The 25781-nt window shown below is 59.1% G+C and carries 28 protein-coding genes; 13 read left to right on the top strand and 15 right to left on the bottom strand.

Going from position 1 to position 25781, the window contains the following annotated elements; genetic code table 11:
• Position 1: 1 nt before the first annotated feature.
• Complete coding sequence (locus ACSJLU_RS07175) at positions 2-910, bottom strand: DMT family transporter (RefSeq protein WP_147822961.1); 909 nt, start codon at positions 908-910, stop codon at positions 2-4.
• A gap of 136 nt (positions 911-1046) precedes the next feature.
• Here ACSJLU_RS07175 and ACSJLU_RS07170 point away from each other — a divergent pair, with 136 nt between their 5' ends.
• Positions 1047-1481: an Lrp/AsnC family transcriptional regulator gene (locus ACSJLU_RS07170; protein ID WP_025302064.1), complete on the top strand. Its 435-nt coding sequence runs from the start codon at positions 1047-1049 to the stop codon at positions 1479-1481.
• Here the strand turns inward: ACSJLU_RS07170 and dinG are convergent, their stop codons facing one another.
• The 4 genes from dinG to ACSJLU_RS07150 all read right to left on the bottom strand — a co-directional run bounded on the left by dinG (position 1482) and on the right by ACSJLU_RS07150 (position 5242).
• Positions 1482-3680 (bottom strand): ATP-dependent DNA helicase DinG, encoded by a 2199-nt coding sequence (gene dinG, locus ACSJLU_RS07165; protein ID WP_380825824.1) that lies wholly within the window; start codon positions 3678-3680, stop codon positions 1482-1484.
• A gap of 66 nt (positions 3681-3746) precedes the next feature.
• A complete protein-coding gene (locus tag ACSJLU_RS07160) occupies positions 3747-4139 on the bottom strand; it encodes a tautomerase family protein (RefSeq protein ID WP_089195663.1) in 393 nt (130 codons plus the stop codon).
• Positions 4129-4461, bottom strand: coding sequence for a carboxymuconolactone decarboxylase family protein (locus ACSJLU_RS07155; RefSeq protein WP_025302061.1), 333 nt, complete (start codon positions 4459-4461; stop codon positions 4129-4131). The genes ACSJLU_RS07160 and ACSJLU_RS07155 overlap by 11 nt, the downstream gene beginning before the upstream one ends.
• Positions 4462-4585: 124 nt before the next feature.
• Complete coding sequence (locus ACSJLU_RS07150) at positions 4586-5242, bottom strand: glutathione S-transferase family protein (protein ID WP_025302060.1); 657 nt, start codon at positions 5240-5242, stop codon at positions 4586-4588.
• Between the two features lie 241 nt (positions 5243-5483).
• Here ACSJLU_RS07150 and ompC point away from each other — a divergent pair, with 241 nt between their 5' ends.
• The 3 genes from ompC (at position 5484) to ACSJLU_RS07135 (ending at position 8460) form a co-directional block, all read left to right on the top strand.
• The gene (ompC, locus tag ACSJLU_RS07145; RefSeq protein ID WP_025302059.1) at positions 5484-6581 is read left to right on the top strand and encodes a porin OmpC; all 1098 of its coding nucleotides are present in this window, start codon (positions 5484-5486) and stop codon (positions 6579-6581) included.
• A 179-nt stretch (positions 6582-6760) separates the two neighbouring features.
• Positions 6761-7612, top strand: coding sequence for a GNAT family N-acetyltransferase (locus tag ACSJLU_RS07140; RefSeq protein ID WP_127146413.1), 852 nt, complete (start codon positions 6761-6763; stop codon positions 7610-7612).
• A gap of 17 nt (positions 7613-7629) precedes the next feature.
• Positions 7630-8460, top strand: a complete 831-nt coding sequence (locus ACSJLU_RS07135; RefSeq protein WP_197822195.1) for a 5'-nucleotidase, lipoprotein e(P4) family — start codon at positions 7630-7632, stop codon at positions 8458-8460.
• Positions 8461-8696: 236 nt separating this feature from the next.
• On the opposite strand, the gene ACSJLU_RS07130 is transcribed toward ACSJLU_RS07135, so the two are convergent.
• On the bottom strand, positions 8697-10685 hold the full coding sequence (locus tag ACSJLU_RS07130; protein ID WP_053089865.1) for a sigma-54 interaction domain-containing protein: 1989 nt from the start codon (positions 10683-10685) through the stop codon (positions 8697-8699).
• Positions 10686-10890: 205 nt separating this feature from the next.
• Between ACSJLU_RS07130 and ACSJLU_RS07125 the strand changes: the two genes are divergently transcribed.
• The 4 genes from ACSJLU_RS07125 to iolE all read left to right on the top strand — a co-directional run bounded on the left by ACSJLU_RS07125 (position 10891) and on the right by iolE (position 15160).
• Positions 10891-12342, top strand: a complete 1452-nt coding sequence (locus tag ACSJLU_RS07125) for a sugar porter family MFS transporter (protein ID WP_380825815.1) — start codon at positions 10891-10893, stop codon at positions 12340-12342.
• A 33-nt stretch (positions 12343-12375) separates the two neighbouring features.
• Positions 12376-13383, top strand: a complete 1008-nt coding sequence (locus tag ACSJLU_RS07120; protein ID WP_048795070.1) for a Gfo/Idh/MocA family oxidoreductase — start codon at positions 12376-12378, stop codon at positions 13381-13383.
• Between the two features lie 9 nt (positions 13384-13392).
• Positions 13393-14172, top strand: a complete 780-nt coding sequence (locus ACSJLU_RS07115) for a TIM barrel protein (RefSeq protein WP_049208908.1) — start codon at positions 13393-13395, stop codon at positions 14170-14172.
• Between the two features lie 91 nt (positions 14173-14263).
• Positions 14264-15160 carry a myo-inosose-2 dehydratase gene (gene iolE, locus ACSJLU_RS07110; protein ID WP_049210261.1) on the top strand — a complete coding sequence of 299 codons (897 nt, stop codon included), beginning with the start codon at positions 14264-14266 and terminating at the stop codon, positions 15158-15160.
• 323 nt (positions 15161-15483) lie between these two features.
• Here iolE and ACSJLU_RS07105 read toward each other — a convergent pair whose 3' ends face one another.
• The 7 genes from ACSJLU_RS07105 to ACSJLU_RS07075 all read right to left on the bottom strand — a co-directional run bounded on the left by ACSJLU_RS07105 (position 15484) and on the right by ACSJLU_RS07075 (position 20517).
• Entirely contained in the window at positions 15484-15867 is a 384-nt protein-coding gene (locus ACSJLU_RS07105) for a GNAT family N-acetyltransferase (RefSeq protein WP_314727669.1), read from the bottom strand.
• A gap of 65 nt (positions 15868-15932) precedes the next feature.
• Entirely contained in the window at positions 15933-16451 is a 519-nt protein-coding gene (locus tag ACSJLU_RS07100) for a GNAT family N-acetyltransferase (protein WP_043137032.1), read from the bottom strand.
• A 2-nt stretch (positions 16452-16453) separates the two neighbouring features.
• Positions 16454-17023, bottom strand: coding sequence for a helix-turn-helix domain-containing protein (locus ACSJLU_RS07095; protein WP_060432694.1), 570 nt, complete (start codon positions 17021-17023; stop codon positions 16454-16456).
• A 70-nt stretch (positions 17024-17093) separates the two neighbouring features.
• Complete coding sequence (locus tag ACSJLU_RS07090; protein WP_043137027.1) at positions 17094-17405, bottom strand: AzlD domain-containing protein; 312 nt, start codon at positions 17403-17405, stop codon at positions 17094-17096.
• On the bottom strand, positions 17402-18112 hold the full coding sequence (locus ACSJLU_RS07085) for an AzlC family ABC transporter permease (protein ID WP_043137025.1): 711 nt from the start codon (positions 18110-18112) through the stop codon (positions 17402-17404). Before ACSJLU_RS07085 ends, ACSJLU_RS07090 begins: the two co-directional genes overlap by 4 nt.
• A 71-nt stretch (positions 18113-18183) precedes the next feature.
• A complete protein-coding gene (locus tag ACSJLU_RS07080; RefSeq protein WP_025302052.1) occupies positions 18184-19032 on the bottom strand; it encodes a helix-turn-helix transcriptional regulator in 849 nt (282 codons plus the stop codon).
• Between the two features lie 30 nt (positions 19033-19062).
• Entirely contained in the window at positions 19063-20517 is a 1455-nt protein-coding gene (locus tag ACSJLU_RS07075; protein ID WP_025302051.1) for an MFS transporter, read from the bottom strand.
• 103 nt (positions 20518-20620) lie between these two features.
• Between ACSJLU_RS07075 and ACSJLU_RS07070 the strand changes: the two genes are divergently transcribed.
• The 4 genes from ACSJLU_RS07070 (at position 20621) to ACSJLU_RS07055 (ending at position 23259) form a co-directional block, all read left to right on the top strand.
• Positions 20621-21274 carry a helix-turn-helix transcriptional regulator gene (locus ACSJLU_RS07070; protein WP_025302050.1) on the top strand — a complete coding sequence of 218 codons (654 nt, stop codon included), beginning with the start codon at positions 20621-20623 and terminating at the stop codon, positions 21272-21274.
• A gap of 176 nt (positions 21275-21450) precedes the next feature.
• Positions 21451-21945: a DUF2878 domain-containing protein gene (locus tag ACSJLU_RS07065; RefSeq protein WP_025302049.1), complete on the top strand. Its 495-nt coding sequence runs from the start codon at positions 21451-21453 to the stop codon at positions 21943-21945.
• A gap of 110 nt (positions 21946-22055) precedes the next feature.
• On the top strand, positions 22056-22979 hold the full coding sequence (gene yedA, locus ACSJLU_RS07060) for a drug/metabolite exporter YedA (RefSeq protein WP_439041070.1): 924 nt from the start codon (positions 22056-22058) through the stop codon (positions 22977-22979).
• A 103-nt stretch (positions 22980-23082) separates the two neighbouring features.
• Positions 23083-23259, top strand: a complete 177-nt coding sequence (locus ACSJLU_RS07055; protein ID WP_162837922.1) for a hypothetical protein — start codon at positions 23083-23085, stop codon at positions 23257-23259.
• On the opposite strand, the gene ACSJLU_RS07050 is transcribed toward ACSJLU_RS07055, so the two are convergent.
• Entirely contained in the window at positions 23247-24158 is a 912-nt protein-coding gene (locus ACSJLU_RS07050; RefSeq protein WP_025302047.1) for a LysR family transcriptional regulator, read from the bottom strand. The two genes, ACSJLU_RS07055 and ACSJLU_RS07050, sit on opposite strands and share 13 nt — an antisense overlap.
• Positions 24159-24292: 134 nt before the next feature.
• Here ACSJLU_RS07050 and ACSJLU_RS07045 point away from each other — a divergent pair, with 134 nt between their 5' ends.
• Entirely contained in the window at positions 24293-25012 is a 720-nt protein-coding gene (locus tag ACSJLU_RS07045) for an SDR family oxidoreductase (RefSeq protein WP_380825803.1), read from the top strand.
• A 6-nt stretch (positions 25013-25018) separates the two neighbouring features.
• Here ACSJLU_RS07045 and ACSJLU_RS07040 read toward each other — a convergent pair whose 3' ends face one another.
• Positions 25019-25780 carry a phosphate/phosphite/phosphonate ABC transporter substrate-binding protein gene (locus ACSJLU_RS07040; RefSeq protein WP_261464472.1) on the bottom strand — a complete coding sequence of 254 codons (762 nt, stop codon included), beginning with the start codon at positions 25778-25780 and terminating at the stop codon, positions 25019-25021.
• Position 25781: the final 1 nt, after the last annotated feature.

Below are 25781 nucleotides of genomic sequence, written 5' to 3'. Positions count from 1 at the left end.
ATCAGCCGGCGCGCCGGCCGTCCGAGGCCGGCAGCAGTCGCGCTCGCCGATCGCCCAGCAGGTTCATGCCCGCCGCCGCCAGCAGGATGATCGCCGCACCCAGCAGCTGCCACGCCGACAGGCGGTGGCCAAACGCCAGGCGATCCACCAACATGGCGGCGATCGGGTAGATAAACGACAGCGAGCCGATCAGGTTGGTGGGCAGCTTCTGCAGCGCACCGTACATCAACACGTACATCAGGCCGGTGTGCAGCACGCCGAGCGTCGCCAGCATCCCCCACTGCCCAACGCTGGCCGAAACATGGAAATCCACCAGCGGCAACAGCATCATCGCCCCTACCGTCACCTGGATCAGCGCAATGAGATGCGGCGGCGTGCCCTTCAGCCGCTTGGCCGCCAGCGCCATCAGGGCGTAGAAAAACGCCGCGCCGAGCGCCAGCGCGATGCCCGCCAGATAATGGCTCTGCTCCCCCGCCTGCCGCGGCTGCGCCAGCACCACCAGCATCATGCCGCCGAACGCCAGCCCCAGCCACAGCAGCTTGCGGGCGGTCAGCCGTTCCCCCAAAAACAGCGCCCCCAGCCCCACCAGCATAAACGGCTGGGTGTTATACACCGCGGTGGCGATGGAAATAGAGGCATAGGAATAGGCGGCAAACAGCAGCAGCCAGTTGATCACCAGCGCGACGCCGCCGGCGATCGCCAGCAGCAGCGTGGCGCGCGTCAGCGCATCGCGTCGCAGCTGCCCCAGTACGCCGCACACCGCCAGCAGCACCAGCGCGCCTACCGCGCAGCGCCAAAACACCACGTTGATAACCGGCTGGCCTGACATCAACACAAACCAGCCGATAGAGCCGGAAATCAACATCGCCGCCGCCATCTCCAGCGATCCGCGTTTTATCTCTGCATTCATTCTGCGTTCCTCGAAGCTTGCCCAGAGACATAGCTTGCGGCTTCGCGGGGCGGCTTTCCATAGCATAAAAAAGGCAGATATGCTTAACTGCCTTTTTCTCGCAGCTATAATAAAGAAAATACCTAACGGAGGCGTTATGGATGATATCGATCGCCAAATCCTGACCATTCTGGCGGAAGATGCGCGTGCATCGTTGAAGACGCTGAGCGCGCAGGTGGGGCTGTCGTCGCCGAGCACGTCGGAAAGACTGCGGCGGCTGGAGGAAAGCGGCGTGATCCAGGGTTATACCCTGAACGTCAATCTGCAGGCGGTAGGCTATGCCTTCGAGTCGCTGGTGCGCATCAAGCCGCTGCCGGGCATGCTGAAGAAGGTCGAGCAGCTGATTCAGGCGATCCCGGAAGTGGTCGAATGCGATAAGGTGACCGGCGAAGACTGCTTTATCGTGCGGCTGGTGGCGCACTCGATGGAACAGCTCGACCATACCCTCGATCGGCTGGCCGAGCATGCGCAGAGCAACACCTCGATCGTGAAAACCACGCCGGTCAAGCGCCGCCTGCCGCCGCTGCTCTGATCAACGCCGCCGTTTGCGGGCGAACGGGTTGCCGCGCTTCTTCTCTTTTTTGGCCGCGTCGGCGGCGGATTTCAGCGCCGCCAGATGCGCCTTGTCGGCCTCCGGCACCGCGCGCTGCTCAATCGGGAACACCGGCAGCGATGCCAACAGCCGCGAACCGTAGTTTTTGGTCAACAGCCGGCGATCGTAGATCACGATCTCGCCGTAGCATTGGTTACTGCGGATCAGTCGGCCGACCTGCTGGATCAGGTTGAACGAGGCGCTCGGCAGGCTCTGCACTTCGAACGGATAGCGCTTCAGTGATTTCAGCCACTCGCCTTCGGTGATGATCACCGGGCTGTCGATCGGCGGGAACGCGATTTTGTGAATATGCACCTGGGTCAGCAGTTCGCCTTTCAGATCCAGCCCTTCGGCGAACGATTGCAGCCCCACCAGCACGCTGGCGACGCCCTTCTCCACCCGCTTGCGGTGCTCTTCCACCAGCCGGTAGCGCGGCTGGTCGCCCTGCACCAGCAGCATCAGCCGCAGATCGGTCACGTAGCTGAGGAAAGTCTGCATCGCCCGGTGGCTGCTGAACAGGATCAGCATGCCTTTGTGCTTGCCGCTCGCCTGCTCGGCGCGGAAAAACCGCGCCATCTCCTCGAGGTGCTCCGCCTCGTTGGCGAGCGCCGGTTCATAGCGCATCTGCGGAATGACAATTTTGCCCTGTTCGACGTGATTGAACGGCGAAGAGAGCGTTTCGAAGCGATCGCCGGCCTTCTCGCTCAGCCCGCTCATCTCCTGCAAACGCGCGAAGCTGTTCAGTGAACGCAGCGTGGCCGAGGTGACCACCACGTGCGGCACCTTGCGCCACAGCAGCTTCTCCAGCTGGTCGCTGACGCGGATGCCGACGCAGTGCAAATACAGATGGGTAACGTTATCGCGCAGCTCGCGCGTGACCCATTTGGAGATCGGCGCGTTGGACGACTTGTCGAGCGCCGCCAGCCGCCACAGCTTGCTCATCGCCTCCAGATAGCCCAGCGTGCGGCTCATCTGAATGATCGCGCGATGCAGACGCACGATGTCGTGCTTGCCGGTCTGCTCGGTAAGATCGTTAAGCACGAACTCCGCCAGCCCGCGTAATGCATCGGTCATTTTAAACAGCCGTGCGCAGCTCTCCACCATCTCCGCGGGCAGCTCGCCCATTTCAAAACGGTGCTCGGCCGCCACGCTATCGCCGGGCAGGTAGGCGCTGACCTGATGCTCGAAGATCTGCACCAGCTCGCGCAGCTCCTCGCAATGGTTTTTCAGCCGTTCGCTGTTGGCCAGCCCCGGCGGATTCTTCGGCCGGTACTGCGTCATGCACTGCTCGACCTGGCGCACGATCATGTCCAACTGCAGGTTGGTCGACAGCGCGGTGATTTCCCCGTCGATCTCCAGCGCGTCGCGCGCCACCTCAGGCAAATGATGGCCTTCGTCCAGCACCAGCAGCAGCTCTTTCGGGTTCGGCAGCACCGATTCCGTCTCCAGCGCCGCCATCACCAGCGCGTGATTGGCCACCACCACGTCGGCGCTCTCGATCTCTTTGCGGGCAATATAGAACGGGCATTCGCGAATGTAGTGGCAGTTGCGCCCCAGGCAATTGGCCTTGTCGGTGCTCAGCTTGGCCCACAGCGGATCGTCGATGCTCTGCTGATAGTGATCGCGCAGCCCGTCCCACTCGAAGCGAGCCAACGCCTTGGTCAGTTTCTGGCACAGCGCCTGCTCTTCGCCGCTGGACGGCGCCAGTTCGTCGTCGAGGAACAGCGTCAGATCGCCCTGTTGACTGACGTCGGTGCTCATCGCCGCCAGGTTACGCGGGCAGACGTAACGCCCGCGGCCAAAGGCACCGGTAAATTTCAGATCGGGGATAATCTTCTTCAGCAGCGGCAAATCTTTGCTGTAGATCTGGTCCTGTAGCGCCACGTTGGCGGTGCTCACCACCAGCGGCTTGCTCTCCGCCCGCCCGACGGCGATGCCCGGGATCAGATAAGACAGCGTTTTACCGACGCCGGTCGGCGCCTCGATCGCCAGATGGCGCGGGTAGTCACCGGCCAACGTCTTCGCCACCTCGGCGATCATCTGACGCTGGGGCGCGCGGGAAATGAAATCCGGTATTTGCTGCTGCAGGGCTTTGTACCACTGGCCAATCTGATCTTTAACTGCGGAGGAGAGCGCCATTCAACTCTTATCTAAACGAAATGATAGCGCTATTGTCCCACAGACCGCCGGCGACGTCAGCCCGAGTTACGCCTGCGGCTCGATCATCGAGACGCGACCACCGCCGAACGACCACTCGTCCAACTGGGTGGTGGCGATCACCACCATCACATCCTCGGGGTTCAGCCGCAGCTTTTCCATCAGCAACGCCGCCAGCCGTCGGTAGAAACGCCGCTTGGTGTCGCTGTCGCGCGGCCGCCCGGCGGTGATGTAAAACAGCACGAAATCCGCGCTGCGCGGCCCGCCGAGATAGTCGCGATCGTAGATAAGCTCACCGGGGCGGTATTGATCGATCACCTGAAATTTGTCCGTCGGCGGCACCTCGAACGCCTCTACCAGCGCCTGATGCAGGCTGTCGGACAAGGTTTGCAGGTAGTCAGCGGATTTGCCCTGATGCAGGGCGATGCGGCTAAACGGCATGGGGCGCCTCCGGTTCCAGCTCGCGCAGGCGCGCCACGGCCGATGCCGCTGCAGGCCAGCCGGCGTAGAACGCCAGATGGGTGATGAGCTCGGCCAGTTGCTGACGCGCCACGCCGTTGCGCTGCGCCAGCTGCAGGTGAAACGGCAGCTGTTCCACGCGGTTGAGCGCCACCAGCGCGGCGACGGTGATCAGGCTGCGCTCGCGCGGGCTCAGCTCTGGCCGCTGCCAGACATCGTCAAACAATATGTTGTCGCTGAGCTGCGCCAGCTTGGGGGCAATATCGCCGAACGCCTGTTGCCCGGCCTGGGATTCTGATGGCATCACACTCTCCTGTCAGTTGCGGATAGCCTTACGCTACCCGCCGCCGCAGCGAGTGAAAATCGGGATTTTCGGCAGTCTCGATTCAGAAAAACGGGAGGGTTCCCCGCCGGACGGCGGGGAGGTTTCACGATTCCAGTGGGGCAACGCCGTCGAAATGGGCGCTCAGCAACGCATTCAGCTCCGGCCGCTGCTCTACCCGTTCGGCGATGGCGTACAGCCGCGGGCAGTGCTGCCGGAACCATGCGCGGCCCGGCCGCCAGTTGCACATCACCGCCACGTACAGATCCAACGCGCTGAAGCTCTTGCCGAGAAACCACGGGCCCGCTGCGCCGGCGGCGGCGTTCAGCTGCTGCAATAAACGCTCGCGATAATCCATCACCGCATTTTTCAGCTGCTCCGCCCCCGCCGCCTGCGGCTGCCAGCGCTGCGGATGGTCGGCATAGGTGAAGGTGGGGTAAATCTCCGCGTTAATGAACAGCAGCCAGCGCAGAAAACGAGGCAACAGCGGCGAGCCGCCGGGCGGCGCCAGTTCAGCATGCGGTGCGCGATCGTGCAGCAGCAGGATAATCGCCGCGCTCTCCGTCATCACTTCGTCATTGGGCAACACCAAGGTAGGCACCTGGCCCAGCGGGTTTAGCGCCAGCAGGCGATCGCGCTCCGGGCCGTCCTGCGTGTAGTCCACCTCCTCATAGCCCCAGGGGAACGCGGTCAACGCCAACGCGGCGGCCACGATCGTCGAACCGCAACCCTGCGTGCCGAACAAAGTATAAGTATCGTGCATGATTCCTCCCGCAGCGGAACAAGGTATCGATAACTGTAGACCAGCCGCCGACCGTCGGCTGAAGAAAAAATTCACCCTTTGCGCGACTTTTTTAATCGTTCGACATGAAAATGAATTTTTTGTCATAAATGGATCACATTACTACGGTAAAAATTCTCCGCCGCCAACAATCAGGCGGCACAGTGAAACAGCAATGCAACTGATGATAAGCGTCTTTCAATCGAATAAAGCAGGGTAACCCATGAAACGTAATCTTCTGGCCGTTATTATTCCGGCACTTTTACTTGCGCAAGCGGCACAGGCAGCAGAAATCTACAATAAAGACGGCAACAAGCTCGATTTTTACGGCCGTGTAAAAGCCCTGCATTATTTCTCCGATGATGCCGGCAACGACGGTGATAAAACTTACGTCCGCATCGGCTTTAAAGGCGCGACTCAGATTAACGATATGCTGACCGGCTACGGCCAGTGGGAATATCAGATCGCCGCCAACCATACTGAATCCGACGGCACTAAAGACACCAAAACGCGTCTGGGCTTCGCCGGTCTGAAATATAAGGATCTCGGCTCCTTTGACTACGGCCGCAACTACGGCATCATTTACGACGTCGGCGCCTGGACGGATATGATCCCTGAATTCGGCGACGATGCTTATATCAAGACCGACAACTTCATGAACGGCCGCACCAACGGCGTCGCCACCTACCGTAATAACAACTTCTTCGGTCTGGTTGACGGCCTGAAATTTGCCGTGCAGTACCAGGGCAAGAACGAAAACGACGGCCGCTCCGCCAGCAAGGCGAACGGCGACGGTTGGGGCCTCTCCTCCAGCTACGAAATCATCGACGGTCTGAGCGTGGGTGCCGCCTATGCCTCTTCCAACCGCACCGCCACGCAAAAAGCGGGCACCTTCGGTAAAGGCGACAAGGCCGATATCTGGGCCGGTGGTCTGAAATACGACAACAACAACGTCTACCTGGCCGCGACTTATTCGCAGAGCCGCAATATTGCGCCTATTTCCGGCACCGCCACCATCAATAACAATTCGACCTCCGTTAGCGGCTTCGCCAATAAAGCGGAAGGGATTGAATTGGTCGCGCAATATCAGTTCGACTTCGGTCTGCGCCCATCGCTGGGTTACGTTCAGCAGAAAGGCAAAGATATTGAAGGCATCGGCGATGTCGATCTGGTGAAATATTTCGACGTGGCGGCGACCTATTACTTCAACAAAAACATGTCCACTTATGTCGAATATAAAATCAACCAGCTCGATGACGACAACAAGCTGGGTCTGAAAAACGACGACGTCGTTGTTCTCGCCCTGACCTACCAGTTCTGATGTGATGAATGAATAACCACCACTGCAAACTTTAGCGTCACTTGATACCCAGAGTTTTATTTCGCCGGGCGGCTGCGTCCGGCTTTTTTGTTTTTATTTTCCCCGCCAACGAATCCCCCCGCTTGCCTTGCAAAACAAACGGGTCTACATGTATAGCTTTCCCCCGAGCGGAATCAGCCATGCACAACGACGGACGCTTCGACTTCCACAACGCCGTGCGCTACAGCAGCGACGAGCTGGCCAATATCCTCACCCACTGTTTTGAAAACTACATTGTACGCTTCGTGCTCGACGGGCCGACCTTCGCCGCCCGCTTCGGCGCCGAAGACCTCAGCCTGAACGACAGCCTGATCGTCACCCATCGCCAGGAACCGGTGGCGGTGGCGCTGATCGCCCGTCGCGGCCGACACAGCCGGGTCGCGGCCTTTTCCATACGCCCCGAGATGCGCGGTCAGGGGCTGGGTAAGGCGCTGATGCAGCGGGTGGTGGCGGATGCCCGTCAGCGCAGCGACCATCGGCTGTCGCTGGAAGTAATCGAAGGCAACGAAGCCGCGCTGGCGCTGTACCATCGCGCCGGACTGCGCATCGTGCGCACCCTGACCGGCCACCAGGCGCCGGCGGAAGTGCCGCCAGGCACGGCGGTGCTGCAGGCGGTCGATCCGTTGACCGTCAGCCATCGCCTGACGGCGGAAGGCGCCACCGACCTACCCTGGCTGATTGCCCCCGAATCGCTGTTCAAGCTGCCGGGCACACCGCGAGCCTATACGCTCAATCGTCAGGCCTACGCCGTGGTGATGCCCGGCGCCGAGCACTGCTGGCTGCGCCTGATCTACGTGCCCCCGCAGCACCGCGGTCAGGGGCATGCCCGCGCCTTGCTGGCCGCCCTGCAAGCGCAGTTCGCCCCTTTGCCGCTGACCGCCAACGTCTTTGTGCCCGAGGTGGCCGCCCCCTTCTTTACGCATCTTGGCTGGCGTCAGGAGCCCCTGCGCCAGTTCGAGATGGATATGCTGCTGGACAGCCCACAAGACTAAAACCGAGAGAGAGAACGATGGCAGGAAAACAGGCAAGGAAACTCACCCTTGGCGCGGCAGTTGGCGTCGCGCTGCTGACGCTGGCCGGTTGCGCGCAGCCGCCGTATACCGACGCTCAGGCCCAGCAGCAGCTGGCGGATCAGTCGGTGCTGGCGGTGAACTGGTTCCAACAGTCCGGTGAATACCAGGCGCTGGCGCATCAGGCGTTCAACAGCGCGCAGCGCGCCTTCGATCAGGCCAAGGCCGCACCGGGCCGCAAAAAGGCGGTGGTGGTCGATCTGGATGAAACCCTGCTGGACAACAGCGCCTACTCCGGCTGGCAGGCGCAGCAGGGCCAGCCGTACGACGGCGCCACCTGGGCCCGGTGGACGCAGGCCGAACAGGCCGGCGCGGTGCCGGGTGCCGTGTCGTTCGCCCTCTACGTTAACGCTCATCAGGGAACAATGTTCTACGTCTCGAACCGCAAGCAGAGCGAATACGCTGCCACGGTGGCCAACATGCAGAAGCTCGGCTTCACCGGCATGTCGGAAAAGACCGTCTTGCTCAGTACCGACACTTCCAATAAGCAGGCGCGCTTCGACGCCATCAAACAAGCCGGCTATGACATCGTGGTGTACGCGGGCGACAACCTGAACGACTTCGGCGCCGCGACTTACCACCAGGATAATGCGCAGCGCCGGGCGTTCGTCAGCGAGAACCAGAACAAGTTCGGCACCGAATTCATCGTGCTGCCCAACCCGCTGTACGGCGATTGGGAAAGCGGCCTGGCCCGCGACTACAACAAGCTGACGCCACAGCAGAAGCTGCAGGTGCGCCAACAGGCAATCAAAGCCTGGCACGGGCGCTGATTCAGGAATAGGGAGGAATGCTCCATATAACCTAATATTTTGTCAAAAAAGGATTAACGGCGCATGCCGCCGAACCAATGGGGACGTTAGTTCGGCGGCATGAACATGAAGAAATACGGATGCTCAAATTTTGAGTTGCGGGTACCAGAAATGTGAGAAATCGGCCATGGTTAGGCGAAGCAAACAGCAAGTGAGGAAAACAGACTGCCCATATTGAGCGGCCGGTTACCTCTGGTTCAGATTTCATGGTTCAACCTGCGGTAATCACTGGGTTCAATCCCATATCGCTTCATCTTGTTATACAACGCACCGCGTGAGAGATTGAGCGCGATGGCAACTTGGCGCATGTTGCCCTGTTTGTCCATCAGGCAGAGCTCGATTAGCGCCTTCTCGCCATCCTTCAGATTAAAACTTTTTGCGTTCTCGCGTGGTATGCCTAAATCAAAATTGGTGGGCAGACGAAGCTCCTCAGGGAGATCCTTGGCCCGGATATCGTTCGTATCGGTCAGATTAATTGTTCGCTCAACGATATTTTCCAGTTCACGCACATTTCCGGGCCAGTCGTAGTTTTCCATCAACTGCAACGCCGAACCGGAAAATAGTGCGCGTTCACGATTGAGTGCGCGACAAATTTTTTCACAGAACCAGTCAGCTAGCTCTTTGATATCTTCTTTTCTTGCACGCAATGGCGGAATAGGCAGGTTGATCACGTTCAGGCGAAAATAGAGGTCACGCCGGAATGAGCCATGCTCAATATCTCTTTTCAAATCGCGGTTGGTTGCGGCAACAATTCGCACATTCACTTTCAGCGGCCGCTTACCGCCGATACGCATCACTTCACCCTCTTGCAAGACTCGTAACAGGCTTGCCTGTGCATCGAGAGGCATATCGCCGATTTCATCGAGGAAAAGCGTTCCCCCATCTGCCAGTTCAAACTTTCCGGCAGCCCCACCACGTCTGGAGCCAGTAAACGCACCATCCTCGTAGCCAAACAATTCGCTTTGCACCAGATCGCGCGGAATTGCACCGCAGTTAACAGCCAGGAATGGACCGGTATTGCGATTGCTTCCATTATGGATGGACTGAGCAAATAGCTCCTTGCCCGTGCCGCTCTCACCCGTCAGAAGCACTGTACTGTCACTGCGCCCAGCGTTACGCGCTTTGTTGCGTGTGTCCTGCATCACTCGTGACTGGCCGAGAATCATGTCAAAGTTGTAACTGGCGCTGCTGCCAATAACGCGACGCGTCATATCACGCACGCGTCGGTTATCTCGCATTGAAATGACGCGACCACCTTCCGGCATGACGACAACCGAGATCACGCATGAGATGCGCGAATCAGGGCCTGGGCAAAGTGTGATGTTGCGATCTTTGCAGGCTGTCAGCTCCTTCAATGAGCAGTTTTCGGGCAGCAAGACGTCATCAACATCACGGAAGCGAACATCTTCTTGTATGTCCAATACCTGGCGGGCATAGCGGTTTAACTGTCGAATCGTGCCTTGCTCGCTGACGACCAACACCCCTTCATTGAGCGATTCCATCACCGACTCCTGCTCATTGACCAGATGACGCAAAATCAACTGCTGTGAAATGGCTTCGGCAGCGGCCTGAACCGTCCCCAATGTGTGGTAGTGAAAATACCCAGGATTGGCAGTCAACGTCAGAACGCCCAGCATGACGCCGTTTTCATCCCTGATGGGGGCTGCCGCGCAGTGCTTCCCTCGAACGCGCAGCGCTTCTTTATAGTTTTCTGCGCTCAGCATATAGACCAGCTTGTTCTCTTTCAGGCAGCGACCGGTGCAATTAGTACCTGATATAGCCTCGCTAAGAATACTGCCTACTGGCGTTAAATCCTGGCCACAATAATGCAGTGTCACGCCATTGGCATCGGTCAGATTGATGTGTCCATCGGGGTTGTAGGCAAGTAGATTACGCATGATGTCCCGCGCGATTGAGATTAACAGCACATTACGCGCCATTATTCTGCGAAGTTCGCCTTCATCGCAGAACTGGTATTCAAAGCAATACGCATCAATGTTTTCGGTGTGGCTGCGTAACCATGAAGCGTGAATAGCCGAACGCAAGCCTTGGGGCGTATCACCCTGTTGGAAAGCTTTCCAGGCCAATCCCAGCTCTTCAATGTACTCGGCAAACCCCTGTTCATGGTTCAGCTTAGCAAGCAGCCCCCATTCCTCGTTCCAGGCCTTCTCGTGAATATGGTTCATAAATTTCATTCCACCTGATTTTGAACATGTTCATTCTATAGGCACTTTATGGAGACATGTCTTTTTTATAAACACTTTGTGATCGATATCTTTTTTTATTTCCTTTTAAAACAGATAAATGCGACTTGGCACACCCATTGCTAAGCAGATACGTCTTACCTACAAAGACTAAAACTTAAAAAGACCAACGTGGAGAGGTAATGAAATGTCTACACGAAAACACAATGTACCTTACCTGATATTCATCTGTGCAATCGCTTCAGTTAGCGGGATCATCCTCGGCTATGACGCCTCCGTCATTTCAGGCGTTATTGATCCTCTGACCGAACATTTATCACTCACGCCAGCGGAAAGTGGTTGGGCTGTTTCTAACGTAATTTTTGGATGTGTTATCGGTGCCTGGGGGGTCGGACGCCTCACTGACCGTATTGGCCGTAAAGCAACACTGATCATCACCGCTGTACTGTTTGCCATTTCAGCCATCGGTGCGGCTTTAGCAACTGATCTGACCTGGTTCGTTGTTTATCGCATGATTGGCGGGCTGGCTGTAGGGATGGCCTCTGCCGTTACACCACTCTACATTGCAGAAGTGTCTCCCAAAGATCTGCGCGGGCGCATGTTAGGCATGCAGCAAATGCTGATGGTGAGCGGCCAGTTGGTGGTGTATGTGGTGAACTACCTGATCTCCAAAGGTGCTGCTCATGAATGGATTGTGTCTATGGGCTGGCGCTGGATGCTGGCATCTGCACTGGTTCCCTGCGTGCTGTTCCTCGTTATGGTCTTCTTTATGCCGGAATCACCCCGCTGGTATGCAATGCATAACAAGAAAGAGAAATCACTGAAAGTGCTGACCTCTCTTTCTAACGCCGCACATGCTGAGCGCCTGTATACCAAAATCCGCAGTTCCATTGCTGCTGATTCAGCTTCGTCCGGTGAACCAAATCAGCGCGGCATTCTGAAAGATAAAAAAGCTTCCTACATCTTATGGATTGGCTGTGCCATCGCCGTGCTTCAACAGGTTTCCGGTATCAATATCCTGATGTATTTTGCGCCGTCTCTTCTGCAAAACGTCACTGGTAGCACACAAGACTCGTTATTCCAGAGTATTTTTCTCGGTGTGGCGCTGTTAGCCGGTGTGAGCATCGCGCTTGTTGCCTTTGACCGCGTGGGCCGTATTCCTTTACTGCGCTGGGGTGCTCTGGGATGCGCTGCCTTTTTGTTCTTCACTTCCTGGGCATTTATGAAAGAAACCAAAGGCTTTCTGCCGGTGGTGGGATTAGTGGGCTTCATCTTTGTCTTTGGCCTGTCATGGAGCCTTGGTGCGTGGCTGCTGATTTCTGAGATTTTCCCGAACCGTATGCGCGCAGTCGCGATGGGCTACGCCTTCTGTTCTCTTTGGGTATCTAACTTCATCGTGACGCAAAGCTTCCCAATGATGAACCGCAGTCCAGCACTGGTGGAGCACTTCCACGGCGCCTTCCCGCTGCTGTTATGTGGTGGATTCAGCGTCATTGCTTTCTGGTTCGTTGGCCGTTTTCTGCCCGAAACCAAAGGGGTATCGCTGGAGCACATCGAACCACTGATGCTTTCCAAATCTCGTCGTTTTGGCCATAAGCAGCAACCGCTCATCACACCAGAATCTGTATCGCAAAAGTAAACCGTAAGTACCCTACATATTGAGGAGAGTTTCATGTCTATTAAAAATATTGTGCGCGTTGGTCTGATTGGCGCAGGTCGTATGGGCAGTTTCCATGGTGAGACAGTCGCTCAACGTATTCCAGGCGCAACCTTGGTTGCAGTGGCCGATCCCGTTCCAGGCGCAGCCGAGAAACTGGCTGCTAAACTGGGCGCACAAAAATCCTATACCGATCCGCAGGCGATGCTGAGTGACCCCGAGATCGACGCAGTCGTCATCGCATCTCCAGCGCGAACTCACGCTGAGCTAGTTGTGGCAGCAGCAAAAGCAGGTAAAGGCGTGTTCTGTGAGAAGCCAATGGCGGTGACGCTGGAAGAAGCGGATAAAGCCATCAACGCAGCTAAAGAAGCCGGTGTTGCATTACAGGTTGGCTTCAACCGTCGTTTCGTAAGTGGTTTCGCTGCCGCTTATGAAGAAATCAAGGCGGGTAAAATTGGCGTGCCTCAACTGTTACGCTCAACCACGCGCGACCCAGGCTTGGGCGATCCTACCCCCATCCCACACTGGACAATTTTCCTGGAAACCCTGATCCACGACTTCGACATCCTGCTGCACCTGAACCCAGGCGCAAAACCAACTCAGGTTTATGCTGTAGCCGATGCGTTAGTACGTCCGGATTTTAAAGATCGCGGATTGCTGGACACCGCCGTAGTAAATATCCGTTTTGATAACGGCGCGATCGCCACTGCTGAAGCCAACTTCCAGGCCGTGTATGGCTACGATGTCCGTGGAGAAGTGTTCGGCAGTAAAGGCATGCTTCAGGCTGGCAACATCAACGTGAACAACTGTGTGCGTTACACTGCTGACGGCATTTCTATCGAAACGGCTCGTCGTGATACCGATCTGCTACGTGACGCTTATGTGGCAGAGCTGACAGACTTCGTTCGTTGTGTGGCTACTGGTGAAGCCCCGAAAGCAACAGGCGAAGATGCACGTAATGCGCTGGAAATCGCTTTGGCATGTATCGCTTCCGTTCAACAGTCCCAGCCGATCACTCTCTAAGGATTACACATGTCTAACTACTCATTGTCCGTCTGCGCTGAAATGGTGTTTCTCGACCTGCCATTTATTGAGCGTGTAGAACGCATTCACGCTATGGGCTTCGGCGTTGAAATATGGGACTGGACCAAGAAAGACATCGATGCACTGGTAAAAACCGGTGCCCGTATTACTTCGATGACCGGCTATATCTCAGGCAACCTGACTGATGACGAAGAGATTGCTCAGCTGCTCTCTAGCGCCAAAGAGTCGATTGAAGTTGCTCGTCGCCTCGGCTGCCTAAATCTGAACCTGCATGGGACAGGTCTGAACAACGTGGGTTTGCCCGTAAAACCCGTTGAAGTTGTAACCGGTGCGATGTGGCTGAAGGCAAAAGAAACACTGGATGCGCTTGCTGCTTTGGGCGAAAAGGCGGGTAAGGTTTTCACACTGGAAAACCTGAATACTGCCGTTGACCATCCGGGAACACCTTTCGCGAAAGCGGAGGACACTCTGGCGCTGGTTACTGCGGTTAACAGCCCATACCTGAAAATGAACCTCGATATTTATCACGCGCAAATCGGTGAAGGTAATCTGATCGAACTGATCCAGAAAAGCGAAAAGCACATTGGTGAAATCCAGGTTGCTGACGTGCCTGGTCGTAAAGAGCCTGGTACAGGTGAGATCAACTACAAAGCCGTTGCCCGCGCTCTCCAGGGCATCAACTACCACGGTGTAGTCGCGCTTGAAGGTTGGGCATCTGGTGATTCTGTGGTGGCGTTGGAAGCTTTCCGCGAAGCGTTCTCCCTGTAATGTCTGACGTTCTTCAGAACCTCTGAGAACTTACTTAGCATCGCTTCTCAGGTCATCGGAAGCGGTGCTTTTTATTTTGAAGGATAGAGTTATGAACTTATCAAAGCGTATTCGTGTTGGCGTGAGCCCACTGTCTTGGACGAATGACGTGCTTGAAGATCTTGGTGGTGATATTCCACTGGAAACCTGCTTAGAAGAAGCCGCTGCTGCCGGCTATGAAGGGATTGAGTTGGGACGTAAATTCCCCAGAACGATTAACAAACTCCAGCCGATTCTTTCCGATGCAAAACTCAAACTGGCATCCGGCTGGTATAACGGATTCCTTGCTGAACGTAGCTTTGATGAGGAGCTTGAAGCCGTTCACGATCACGCATTACTTCTGAAGTCGCTTGGTGCGAAAGTCATGGTTTATGGTGAATGCGGAGGCATGCCGGGTAGTGCGCCATTAGATGAACCATTATCGCTTTCTCCAACCCTGGAGAACATCAGTCTAGAGCAATACGCGCAAAGGGTGAATAACCTGGCTGCCTCACTACAGAAAATTTACGGCTTGCGTCTCGCTTATCATCACCATTTGATGATGGTGGTCGAAACCAACGATGAACTGAAAGCATTTCTGGAAGCAACCGATGATTTAGTGGGTATCGTACTGGATTGCGGCCATGCAACAGTTGCTGGTGTGGACATAGGTTGGGTACTTGAAAATTATGGCAACCGTGTTGCCCACATCCATATGAAGGATGTCCGTGGTGATGTGTTAGACAATGTTATTAACAACGACATGAGCTTTAATGATGCTGTGAGGACCGGCTTGTTCACAGTTCCAGGAGATGGCATCGTTAATTACATACCAGTAATTAATTTCCTCAAAAATTCAAACTATAAGGGGTGGATAATTATCGAAGCAGAACAAGACCCTGAAAAAGCGCCCCCATTAGAGACGGTAAAAAAGGCGCGAGCATGGGTTCAAAAAGAGATTGGAATCTGAGCTAATACAAATAAAAAGTAGCCACCGAGTGACTATGTAGGGTCGATTGGCGCTCTTTGAACGCCCAGGCTGCTGACGAACCCCACGTTTTTGCATGGGGTTCTTCTATTTTAGCGACTGCAAGTCGCGGTCGCGATATTTTTGAGCCTGTACATAAAGTTGTGTAATTGCCTGATTTTGATATGTTCAACCCAACATCAAAAGAAGGTTAATTTGTGGACAAAAATCGTAGCGGCATCCGCTCTGTGATTTAATCTAGCCGTAACCTAAGCAGCAAGGCACGGATCTTCAATGTCAAATGGTTATAGGAGCTTGCAACATCATTACAGAACTTTTTCGAAACAGACCGCCTGCGCGTTACCTCGATAACGGCCATAGTTCTCGCGTACCCGATACCCCTGAGCCAGATAAAATTTGATGGCACGCAGGTTGACTCTTCGGGTTTCCAGCCACAGTTGTCGATACCCCAACCATCGAGCCTGCTGTTCCAGAGCATGCAATAATTTACGACCAATACCATTGCCAGGCTCACGTACATACATTCGTTTTAACTCTGCAACGCCCGACGTTAATCGACGCAGCGCTCCACAAGCTACGGCTTCATCGGCAGCATTGCGTACCAACATAAAACAACCTCCATCCGCTTCTATAGAAGCAGGATCAAACGAGGATGTACCGCTATCGCCGGTGATCTCAGCCAGTTGCACCGACAATTCCGCCATCAGTGCCAATGCGTCTGGGCTATCGACTTCACTTAATAGTATCCGAAGCCTCACAGCAGTTTGTACATATAGCAGGTGGCCTCCAACGCCCCGCCATCGCTGGCGCGGGCGTATTGCGGGATATCGCCCGCCGCCTCGAACCCCAATTGACGGTACAATCCCTGCGCCGCGCTGCCGCTCAGGGTATCCAGCACCAACAGGCTGCGCCGATGACGCGCCGCCAGCGCCTGCACTTCCTGCATCAACAGCCGGGCGATGCCCTGCCGCCGCGCCTGCGGATGCACCATCAGCTTGACCACTTCCGCCCGGTGACGGCCGTTGTCCGGCATCGCCAACAGCAGTTGCACGGTGCCGACCGGCCGACCGTTCTCGAGCGCCACCAGCATCGCACGCTCTCCCCGCACCAGGGCCGGCAGCAGCCCCAGCCAAAACGCCTGCGCCTGTTCCAACGTAAAGGGCATGACAAAACCGATGCTGGCGCCGTGCGCCACGCTGGCGTGCAGCATCTCGGCCAACTCGGCCATGGCACTTTGCGCCGCATCGGCGTCCCACTGTTGCAATTCAATCATGGCTATGGCCTGCAGATAACGAGCGTGTAATGGGCCGGCTCATCGCCGGGGACATGGAAACGGGAGGCGCCGAACAGGCGGTAGCGCAGGCAGTCGCCGGGCGACAGCCGGAAAACGCGCCCTTCCAGGGTCAATTCCAGCTGCCCGGACAACAGCCAGAGGTGATGCTCCAGCGCTGGAATCGACGGCAGGTCGTAATCGATCTGCGCGCCGGCATCCAGCCGGGCTTCGATAAACTCGGCCTTATACAATGCGCCGGGCGGGGAAACGGAGCGACGGTGAAAACCGCTGGCCCGATCGACCCACACCGGCTGTTGCGGCGGCCGCAGCAGCTCCGGCGGTTCGTCTTCGATTTCGCTCAGCAGGCGCGACATGGTCAACCCGTAGGCGGCGCACAGTCGGTTCAGCAGCGACGCCGTCGGGCTGGTTTCGGCGCGCTCCACCCGCGAGAGCGTCGCCCGGCTAAGGCCGGTGCGCTGCGCCAACTCCTCCAGCGACCACGCCCGCTGCTGGCGCAAATCCGCCAGCCGCTGCGCCAACCTCAGGTCGGCCGTCTCCAAACCATTATCCACCGCTCATACCTCGCCTAAAAAATCTCATAAAAGAGAAATAATCTCAAATTAGAGATATGGCAAGCGAATTTTAAAAAATGCCGCGCAGCGCGATGAAAATCAGCATGCTCAGCAACACCACCGCCAGCATATTGCGTAGAAAGAACGCCAGTATCACCGCAAACACCGCCCCCCACAGGTAAGGGTTATCCGGCGCGGCGCGCAGCTGGTCGCCGCTGAAGGCGACAATCGGCCCGCAGATCGCCGTCAGCACCGCCGGCACGGAAAAGCTCAGCAGGGTTTTAACGCGCGGCGACAGACGCAGCGGCAACCCGGGCGCCAGAAAACAGTAGCGGTTGAAAAACACCACCAGCCCCATCAAAACGATCGTCAGCCAGATCATCGGCGCCCCCCGCTGCACAGCAGCCCGACCAGCATCGCCGCCACGGTGGCGATCACCAATGCGCCCGGCGTCTGGAAATGGTGCAACACGATGGAAAGCAGCAGTGCGGTCAGCACGCAGGCCAACACCGGCAGGCTGCGCACCAGCGGCACCACGATGGCGATAAAGGTGGCGGCGATGGAGAAATCCAACCCGTAACCGTCCAGATCGCCGGCGCTGCCGGCGGCCACGATGCCAAGCAGCGTGGAGAGAAACCAGCACAGGTAAAAGGTCAGCCCGGCGCCCAGCGCATACCAGCGGTTGAAACGCGCCGGCGTCTGTTCGCCGGTCAGCGCGAACAGTTCATCGGTGAGCAAGAATCCCAGCGCCAGCCGCCAGCGCAACGGCAGCGGCGCGATACGCTCCCGCAGCCGCAGCGCGTAAAGAAAATGCTGGGCGGTGACGAAAAAGGTCGACAGCAGGATCGCCAGCAGCCCGGCGCTGCCCTTGATCATGCCCATCGCCACCAACTGCGACGCCCCGGCGAACACGATGGCCGACATGCCCAGCCCCTGCGCCGGCGTCAGGCCACTTTGCAGGGCCATCGAGCCCGCCAGTACTCCCCACGGCACCACCGCCAGGCACAGCGGCAAGATAGCCACCCCGCCCTGCAGCGCGGGGCGCAGGCGGGCGGAGGGCGGCGTGATGAGGGGGATTGAATCAGTCATGGGCTTCTCCTTGAGTTGAAGAAGCCAGCTTACGGCGCAGGCGTACACGGGTATTGCACCCGATTGCCCGGCTATTTCAGCGATTTGACGTAGTCGCCCGGCGTGACGCCCATCGACTTGCGAAAATGGCGGTGGAAATGGCTTTGATCGTGAAAGCCGCAGCTCAACGCACTGTCCAGCACGCTGTTGCCGGCCTTCAGCATGCCGCGCGCCTTGCGCAGCCGCGCCTGAATTTGATAGGCGTGCGGCGGCAGGCCGGTGGCCTGCTGAAACTGCCGCAGCAGGTAATAAGGACTGAGCGCCACGCGATCCGCCAGCTCCAGCAGCGAAATGTCCGCCTCGGGGAAATCGTCGAGAAAGGCTTTCACCCGCGCCACTTGGCTTTGCGCCCGGCTCTGCGGCGCAGGATCGATACGGCTTTTGCCGTGCCGCAGCATCAGCCAGGTCAGCGCCGAGAACACCATGGTCTCCTTCATCAGCCGGTTCTCATCGCTGCGCAGCAGGCTGAACGCCATGCGCAACTGGCCAGCCAGGCCGACGTCGTGCACCACCGGGTTGGGAAAATAAGGCGTCGCGCCGGCGCCGGTTTTCAGATCGCGCGATAAAAAGGCCAGTAGCTCCGGCGCCGGGTACATCGCCTGATACGACCAGCCCTCTTCGGTGGCGGAACTGCCAGTATGAATATCGTCGGCGTTGACCAGAATGATGCTGCCCAGCGGCGCCACGTGTTCGCCGCCGGTGCGGTAGAAGCGCTGGGCGCCATCGTCGATGACGCCCACGCAGAAGCCTTCATGGCTGTGGCGCGAGAAGGTTTGGCGGCGGTAGGTGGCCTGCAGCACTTCCAGCCCGCCAAGATCGTCGACGTGCATAAAATGGGCCTGCTCCCGGGATGCTTTGCGCGCTATGCCTTCCGCCTTCATCTTGCCTACCTCCGCTGAATGAGAGGCATTCTAGCACTCGCGCGAGGGCGGGTTTTGTACAAAATTGCCCGTCTCGGCCCCCGGCGGCGCGATCGCCGCGCAGCGCCAGGCGCTGAATACCGCCAGCAGCGGCGCCAGCGCGAACGCCAGGAACAGCCAACGCGCCGCCGATGCCGCGCCCGTCGCGCCACCCGGATCGTTCAGCCCCGCCAGGTTGGCGATCATCCCGGCCAGCGCCGCACCGAATGCGGTGGCGAACAGCTGCACCGTGGTAATTGAAGCGCCGGCGATATCTTTGTCCGCTTCAGGCGCCACCTGCAAAATGCGCGTCAGCAGGTGCGGCCAACCGAAGCCGATGCCGAATCCCACCAGCAACAGCGCAATGACGATCGGCGCCAACGCCTGCCAGTGGCCGCCGGACGGCATCGGCATCAGGATCGCCAGCGCCAGCAAGCCCACCAGCACGAACAGCGGCCCGCTGACGATCGCCCGGCGAATGCCCGCTCCGCGCCAGCCGGAGCTGAGGATCTCGGACAACGTCCAACCGGCGGCCATAGCGGCGGCGATATAGCCGGAGATCAGCGGCGACTGGCCGTGCAGCAGCTGCAGGAAATAAGGCACGAAGATTTCGCTGGTCATGCCGATCACCAGCAACGCGGTCGTGATGTACAACGCCGCCAGCGATGAGCCGCGCCGCAGTGCGCCGTGCGGCAACAGGCGGGCGCGCGAGTGCGCTTCGCGCTTCAGCAACCAGGCCATCAGCACCAGCGAGAGCGCGATGCCCGCCAGGTTGATCCAGGCACTGTGCGCCAGGCTGCCGGCGGACACCACCAGCACCGCCACGGTCAGCAACAGCAGCTGTGCGGTCGGCAACGGTGCGGCCGCCTGCTGCGCTTTGCCCTTGGGCAGGATCAGGAAGGTAAACGCGGCGTACAGCGCCATGATCGGCAGCAGAATGCCGAAGGCCCAGCGCCAGGCGTTCAGTTCGGCGAAAATACCGCCTACCGCCGGCCCCACCAGGGTGGCGATGCCCCACATCGCCGAGATGAGCGCCATGGCGCGCGGCCACAGCCGCTGCTCGAATACCAGATTGATCATCGCGTAGGAGAGCGCAAAGATCAGCCCGCCACCAAAGCCCTGCACCGTGCGGCCGATCAGCATCACCGGCATGCTCGGCGCCAGCGCGCACAGCGCCGCCCCGGCGATGAAGAACAGCGAAGCCACCAGATAGGCGCTGCGCGCACCGTAGCCGCTGAGCAAGCGGGCCGACAGCGCGGAGCCGAGGATAGACGCCACCACGAACAGCGTGGTGTTCCAGGCATAGAGATCCAGCCCGCCGATATCCTGCACCACCGAGGGCAAGATGGTGGTGGCGACCAGAATATTGATGGCATGCAGCGCCACGCCGAGCGAGAGCGCGATCGCACTGGCCGCATTTTTGCCAGAGAAAAGGTCGCTCCAGCGGCTATCGTCATGGGTTATCACGGTTGTCGTCCTGTTTTCAGAGGAATGGCATTGAGTTGATCATAAGATTGCGTTAAATTTAACAAGAGTTATCTTGGAATAAGTTAGGGCGAGGCGGAGAAATATGTCAAGAATAAACTTGGAAAATAGCGGAAAGACCGCACAATCGGTCAGTGACCGCTTGCTGACGCTATTGAAAACCCGCGGCCCGCAGCAAGCTTCTGACGCAGGAAAGGTGCTCGGCACCACCGGTGAGGCGGCCCGCCAGCAGTTCGTCAAGCTGGCGAAAGAGGGGCTGGTCGAAGCGGTGGCGGAAACGCGCGGCGTAGGCCGCCCGGTACAGCTGTGGCATTTGACCTCGGCCGGCAATGCGCGCTTTCCCGATACCCATGCGGACCTGACGGTTCAGCTGCTGCGCACCGTGCGCGACAAGCTGGGCGAACAGGCGCTCGACGTGCTGATCGAAACCCGCGAGCAGGAAAACCGCATCAACTACAAGCAGGCGATGATTGGCGCCGCCGATCTGCAGGAGCGCGTGGCGCGCCTGACCGAGATCCGCTGTCGCGAAGGGTATATGGCCGAATGGCGCCAGGAGGAGGACGGTGCCTATCTGCTGGTGGAAAACCACTGCCCGATTTGCGCCGCTGCCACCGTCTGCCAGGGCTTCTGCCGGGCGGAGCTGAGTATCTTCACCGAAGTGCTGCAGGCGCAGGTGGAGCGCGCCGAACACATTCTGGCCGGCTCGCGCCGCTGCGCCTACCGGATTTCGCTCCTGTAACACCGGTTTTTGCCCACGTTTTCAACCGGTACAGATTATTCTGCTTGTGCACCCCGCACCTTCCCTTCTAAGGTTGAATTAACGAACATTCAGGCAAACAGCGGGCCTCGCGCCCGCTTGGCAAATCCGTCGGCGCTAAGCGCGCAGCGGCAGAGTAACCCCACGGGAGTTGAACGATGAAGAAGCCGCATGCCGGATTCTGGCTGGCGACGCTGGGACTGGGCGTTTGCTGGCTGCTGGCGCTGCTGACTCGCGATCGGCTCAACGGCCTACTGCTGGCCGGCGCGGCGCTGGCGCTGATCTTTACCCCTGCCACCCGCCGTAAGGGCGCGGCTCTGGCTGCCCTGGGCGGTATCGGCATGGATGGGCTATGGAGCTACAGCGGCGTGCTGCACTACAGCGGGCAACACGGCCTGCCGCTCTGGACCCTCGCGCTGTGGATCGGCTTCGGCTGCTGGTGGTATTGGCTGCTGGACGTGGTCAGAGCGGCGCCCTGGCCGCTGGCGGTGCTGGGCGCCGCCGTCGGTCCTTTCGCCTACGCCGTCTCCTGGAAGCTGGGCGTGTTACTGCCCGGCGTGCCGCCGGAGTTCATGCTGCTGTTGCTGGCCGTCGGCTGGTCGATTTACCTGCCGGCCGTCAGTTGGCTGCAGTGGAAGCGGCGGAACAGCTGAACGGCTTGCGGCAGTCGGGAAAAATAATGCCGAAAGCCATTGCTTATCGGTTGCCCAATCGGGTTTACTGAGCGTTCTAATAATAATCATCCCTGCAAAAACACATCCCTATGCTTAGCCAACAAAGCCGTAGCGTCCTGCCGTTGATCGGGGCGTTATTCACGTTATATATCGTTTGGGGTTCCACCTATTTCGTCATTCGCCTCGGCGTCGCGCAGTGGCCGCCGCTGATGATGGCCGGGATTCGCTTTCTGATTGCCGGCATCGTGCTGTTCAGTTTCCTGGCCTGGCGCGGCCACGCGCTGCCGACGCCGAAGCAGTGGCTGGCCGCCGGCGCCATTGGCATTCTGTTGCTCGCGGTAGGCAACGGCCTGGTGACGGTGGCGGAACACCAACATGTGCCGTCCAGCATCGCCGCGGTGATGGTGGCGACGGTGCCGCTGTTCACCCTCTGCTTCAGCCTGCTGTGGGGCATGCGCAACACCAAACTGGAATGGGCCGGTATTGCGCTCGGGTTAGTGGGCATCGTGCTGCTCAACACCGGCAACAACCTGGTGGGCAACCCGACCGGCGCGCTGTTGATCTTGCTGGCGTCGGCCAGTTGGGCCTTTGGCTCGGTATTGGGATCGCGCATCTCGCTGCCGGCCGGGCCGATGGCCGGCGCGGCGGAGATGCTGGTCGCCGGCGTGGTGTTATTGGTCGCCAGCCGGCTGAGCGGCGAGCACCTGGCTCAGATGCCGAGCACCGGCGGCTTTCTGGCGCTCGGGTACTTGATTGTCTTCGGCTCGATGCTGGCGATCAGCGCCTATATGTTCTTGTTGAAGAATGTGCGCCCGGCGGTCGCCACCAGCTATGCCTACGTCAACCCGGTGGTGGCGGTGCTGCTCGGCATCGGCTTTGCCGGCGAATCGCTGGCGCCGCGCGAGTGGCTGGCGCTGGTGATCATCGTGGCGGCGGTGGTGCTGGTGACGCTGGGAAAATACCTGTTCGCCCGCCCGGCCAACGTACAGGCCATCGACTGCGAACGGCGGTGATCACAAAGGGCGGTCTGCGGGCCGCCGTTAAAAACGATTCTTGTTTCACCCGGCGAAGGGGCTATAATTCCCGCTGTTCCAAGCAACCTGCGAAATTATTCCTATGCTGAAAAAAGCGTTCCTCATCGTCATCGCCCTGTGCGCCTTCGGTTCTCTGGGCGGCGTATTCCTCGCCGGGCTGAACATCTACACCCGTTCCACCACCCCGCATGAAGAAAGCGCGCCTGCCGGGGATACCGCCGCCACGCCGGCGCAAACCGAAACCCTTCAGGCCAAGTGATCGTCCATCCAACGCTGACAGCGCTGCTGTAAAAAGCGCTGCAGCTGCCTGACGCGTTCCGACACCTGCGAGCGATGCGGGCAGACCAGATTGATCGGCACCGCGTCGCTGCGCCATTCCGGCAACAGCTGCACCAGCCGCCCGGCACGAATGTCGGCCACCACGTCGATCGCCGACTTGCGCACCACCCCGTGGCCAGCCAGCGCCCAGCGCCGCGCCACCTCGCCATCATCGGTAAAATAGCTGCCGTTCAACGGCACTTCGATCAGTTCCTCACCGCGCCATAGCCGCCATTCCACCTGTCGTTTGCCGCTGGGCTGATACACCAGAATGCTGTGCCGAACCAGATCGGCCGGCGTTTGCGGCGCGCCATGCCGCCGCAGGTAATCGGGGCTGGCGCAGATCAGCCGCCGGTGCTGCGGCAAAATGGGCAGCGCCACCAGCGAAGAGTCGGCCAACGGCCCGAAACGCAACGCCACGTCCACCGGTTCGCGAAACAGATCGGCCTGCCGATCGTTGATCAGGAGCTGCAGCTGAATATGCGGGTGCTGCAGGCGGAACTCATCCAGCCAGCAGAGCAGCAAATTGCGGCCAAAATCCGACGGCGCGGAAATCTGCAGTACCCCGGACAGCCCCTGATGCTTCTCGCGGATCGCCTGCTCTCCTTCGGCCAACGCGCCCAGCGCCAGGCGCGCGCTGTCGAGATAGCGGGCGCCCTCCTCCGTCAACCTCAGGCTGCGGGTGGAACGCACCAGCAGCCGCGCGCCCAGCTGCTGCTCCAGCCTTTTCACCGCGATGCTGGCCGCCGCCGGCGTCATGTCCAGCGCGCGCGCCGCGGCGGAAAAACTGCCGCCGTCCACCGTGCGGACAAACACCTCGAGATCGACAAATGAGGTCATGTATTTCCCCTCTTTTTAGCCCAATCAATTATTAATATTAATTTACAAGTGTTTGCTATTAGGCGGGCTTTTTTCCTCATTTTCAATCAGGAAAGATAGATCCCGTTGAAACTTACCTAAAAAGAGGCCTTAACATGACGATTCCCGACTCCCCCCTGAAACGACAAAAGCTGGTGATCCTGGGCGGCACCAGCGGCATTGGCGCCGCGGTGGCCTACGCGGCGGCGGCGCGCGGCGCTGAAGTGGTGCTGGCTTCGCGTCGCCTTTCCCACGCCGGGGAGAAAAACGACGCGCTGCATCTGATGCAGGCCGACCTGACCGATGAAGCATCACTGCATGCGCTGTTTGCCGCCGTCGGCGCTTTCGACCATCTGGTGATCACCGCCGGGCCGTTGGTGGACGCGAAACCGCTGGCGGAAACTGCCTTTGAGCAGGCGCAGGCCGACTTCAACGTCAAATTCTGGGGCAGTTTGCGCGCGGTGCAGGCGGCGCTGCCGACGCTGGCGCCGCAGGGCTCGATCACCCTGACCTCCGGCCAGCTGTCGCGGAAATACCTCAACGGTCAGTTGGTCAAAACCGCCATCAACGCCGCGCTGGAAGCGGTCGGCAAACAGCTAGCGAAGGAGCTGGCGCCGCGGCGGGTGAACGTGGTCAGCCCCGGCATCACCGCCACCGAAGCCTACGACGGCATGAGCGCCGCGCAGCGTCAGGCGCTGTTCGAGCGCGTAAGCGGCAGCCTGCCGGTCGGCCGGATCGGCCAGGCGGCCGACGTCGCGGCGGGTTACCTGCTGGCGATGGAGAACGGTTTCGTCACCGGCAGCGTGATCGACATCGACGGCGGCGGCCTGCTGTAACGGCGGCTAGAGCGCCGTCACGCCCTGTGCGGCGGCCTGCTGCTCCAGCACGGTGATAATCTGGTAGGCCGAGCGCGGCACCAGGCTGAAATCGCCGATCAGCAGGCGGTCGCTGACCGCCTCATCCAGCATCGCTCGGGCGCCGGCGCGCAGGATGTCCACCTGTTCCGGCGGCGTGCCGGCTGCGGTGATCAGCGGCAAACCGGGCACCGCCGCCGTGCGGCCGATGATTTTCAGTCCCTCCAGCGCCTGTGGCTGCGCGCGGCGCAGCAGTTCCATGCTGATGGAATCGATGGCGGCGATATCCGCCTGCCCGCTGCGGATCAGCTTCAGCGACTGGTAATGCGCCCCGGAGGCGATAGCCGCACCGAAGAATTTCCCGTCCTGCGCCAGCGGCGCGATCAGCGCGCGCAAGCCGTTGTAGCCGGACTGGGAATCGGTGCTGTTATACACCACCGTCCGGCCGCGAAAATCCGCCAGCCGTTCGCCGGAGTCGCCCGCGCGCACCACCAGCCAGCTGCGGTAATTTGGCCCGTCGCACCCTTCCACCCGATAATGATAGGTTCCGATCAGCTGCACCTGCGGCAGGCTGCTGACCAACGGATAACCGCAGGTTTGGCTGAGCAAGAGATCCTCGCGCCGCCAATGCTGCGCCAGATCGTCCGGCCAGCTAAGCCGTTCCGGCGCCGCTGGCAACCCCAGCCGCAGCAGCTTGCCGCGCAAGACCTGCCAGAAGGATTCGGCCTGCTCCCGGCCAACGCCGTACATC

Origin of the sequence: Serratia bockelmannii, from assembly GCF_051803255.1 — a bacterium.
Lineage (GTDB): Bacteria > Pseudomonadota > Gammaproteobacteria > Enterobacterales > Enterobacteriaceae > Serratia > Serratia bockelmannii.
The sequence above is the reverse complement of the archived record's forward strand: the minus strand, read 5'-3'. Positions and strand labels throughout refer to the sequence as shown.

Coding starts and splice junctions, on each gene's coding strand:
- ACSJLU_RS07130 (WP_053089865.1), bottom strand. CDS start 10,685: ATGAACCATATTCACGAGAAGGCCTGGAACGAGGAATGGGGGCTGCTT.
- ACSJLU_RS07065 (WP_025302049.1), top strand. CDS start 21,451: ATGAAGAAGCCGCATGCCGGATTCTGGCTGGCGACGCTGGGACTGGGC.
- ACSJLU_RS07135 (WP_197822195.1), top strand. CDS start 7,630: ATGGCAGGAAAACAGGCAAGGAAACTCACCCTTGGCGCGGCAGTTGGC.
- ACSJLU_RS07040 (WP_261464472.1), bottom strand. CDS start 25,780: ATGTACGGCGTTGGCCGGGAGCAGGCCGAATCCTTCTGGCAGGTCTTG.
- ACSJLU_RS07170 (WP_025302064.1), top strand. CDS start 1,047: ATGGATGATATCGATCGCCAAATCCTGACCATTCTGGCGGAAGATGCG.
- ACSJLU_RS07080 (WP_025302052.1), bottom strand. CDS start 19,032: ATGAAGGCGGAAGGCATAGCGCGCAAAGCATCCCGGGAGCAGGCCCAT.
- ACSJLU_RS07155 (WP_025302061.1), bottom strand. CDS start 4,461: ATGCCATCAGAATCCCAGGCCGGGCAACAGGCGTTCGGCGATATTGCC.
- ACSJLU_RS07140 (WP_127146413.1), top strand. CDS start 6,761: ATGCACAACGACGGACGCTTCGACTTCCACAACGCCGTGCGCTACAGC.
- ACSJLU_RS07150 (WP_025302060.1), bottom strand. CDS start 5,242: ATGCACGATACTTATACTTTGTTCGGCACGCAGGGTTGCGGTTCGACG.
- ACSJLU_RS07090 (WP_043137027.1), bottom strand. CDS start 17,405: ATGATCTGGCTGACGATCGTTTTGATGGGGCTGGTGGTGTTTTTCAAC.
- ACSJLU_RS07175 (WP_147822961.1), bottom strand. CDS start 910: ATGAATGCAGAGATAAAACGCGGATCGCTGGAGATGGCGGCGGCGATG.
- yedA (WP_439041070.1), top strand. CDS start 22,056: ATGCTTAGCCAACAAAGCCGTAGCGTCCTGCCGTTGATCGGGGCGTTA.
- ACSJLU_RS07125 (WP_380825815.1), top strand. CDS start 10,891: ATGTCTACACGAAAACACAATGTACCTTACCTGATATTCATCTGTGCA.
- ACSJLU_RS07160 (WP_089195663.1), bottom strand. CDS start 4,139: ATGCCGTTTAGCCGCATCGCCCTGCATCAGGGCAAATCCGCTGACTAC.
- dinG (WP_380825824.1), bottom strand. CDS start 3,680: ATGGCGCTCTCCTCCGCAGTTAAAGATCAGATTGGCCAGTGGTACAAA.
- ACSJLU_RS07085 (WP_043137025.1), bottom strand. CDS start 18,112: ATGACTGATTCAATCCCCCTCATCACGCCGCCCTCCGCCCGCCTGCGC.
- ACSJLU_RS07115 (WP_049208908.1), top strand. CDS start 13,393: ATGTCTAACTACTCATTGTCCGTCTGCGCTGAAATGGTGTTTCTCGAC.
- ACSJLU_RS07045 (WP_380825803.1), top strand. CDS start 24,293: ATGACGATTCCCGACTCCCCCCTGAAACGACAAAAGCTGGTGATCCTG.
- ACSJLU_RS07070 (WP_025302050.1), top strand. CDS start 20,621: ATGTCAAGAATAAACTTGGAAAATAGCGGAAAGACCGCACAATCGGTC.
- ACSJLU_RS07100 (WP_043137032.1), bottom strand. CDS start 16,451: ATGATTGAATTGCAACAGTGGGACGCCGATGCGGCGCAAAGTGCCATG.
- ACSJLU_RS07055 (WP_162837922.1), top strand. CDS start 23,083: ATGCTGAAAAAAGCGTTCCTCATCGTCATCGCCCTGTGCGCCTTCGGT.
- ACSJLU_RS07120 (WP_048795070.1), top strand. CDS start 12,376: ATGTCTATTAAAAATATTGTGCGCGTTGGTCTGATTGGCGCAGGTCGT.
- ompC (WP_025302059.1), top strand. CDS start 5,484: ATGAAACGTAATCTTCTGGCCGTTATTATTCCGGCACTTTTACTTGCG.
- iolE (WP_049210261.1), top strand. CDS start 14,264: ATGAACTTATCAAAGCGTATTCGTGTTGGCGTGAGCCCACTGTCTTGG.
- ACSJLU_RS07050 (WP_025302047.1), bottom strand. CDS start 24,158: ATGACCTCATTTGTCGATCTCGAGGTGTTTGTCCGCACGGTGGACGGC.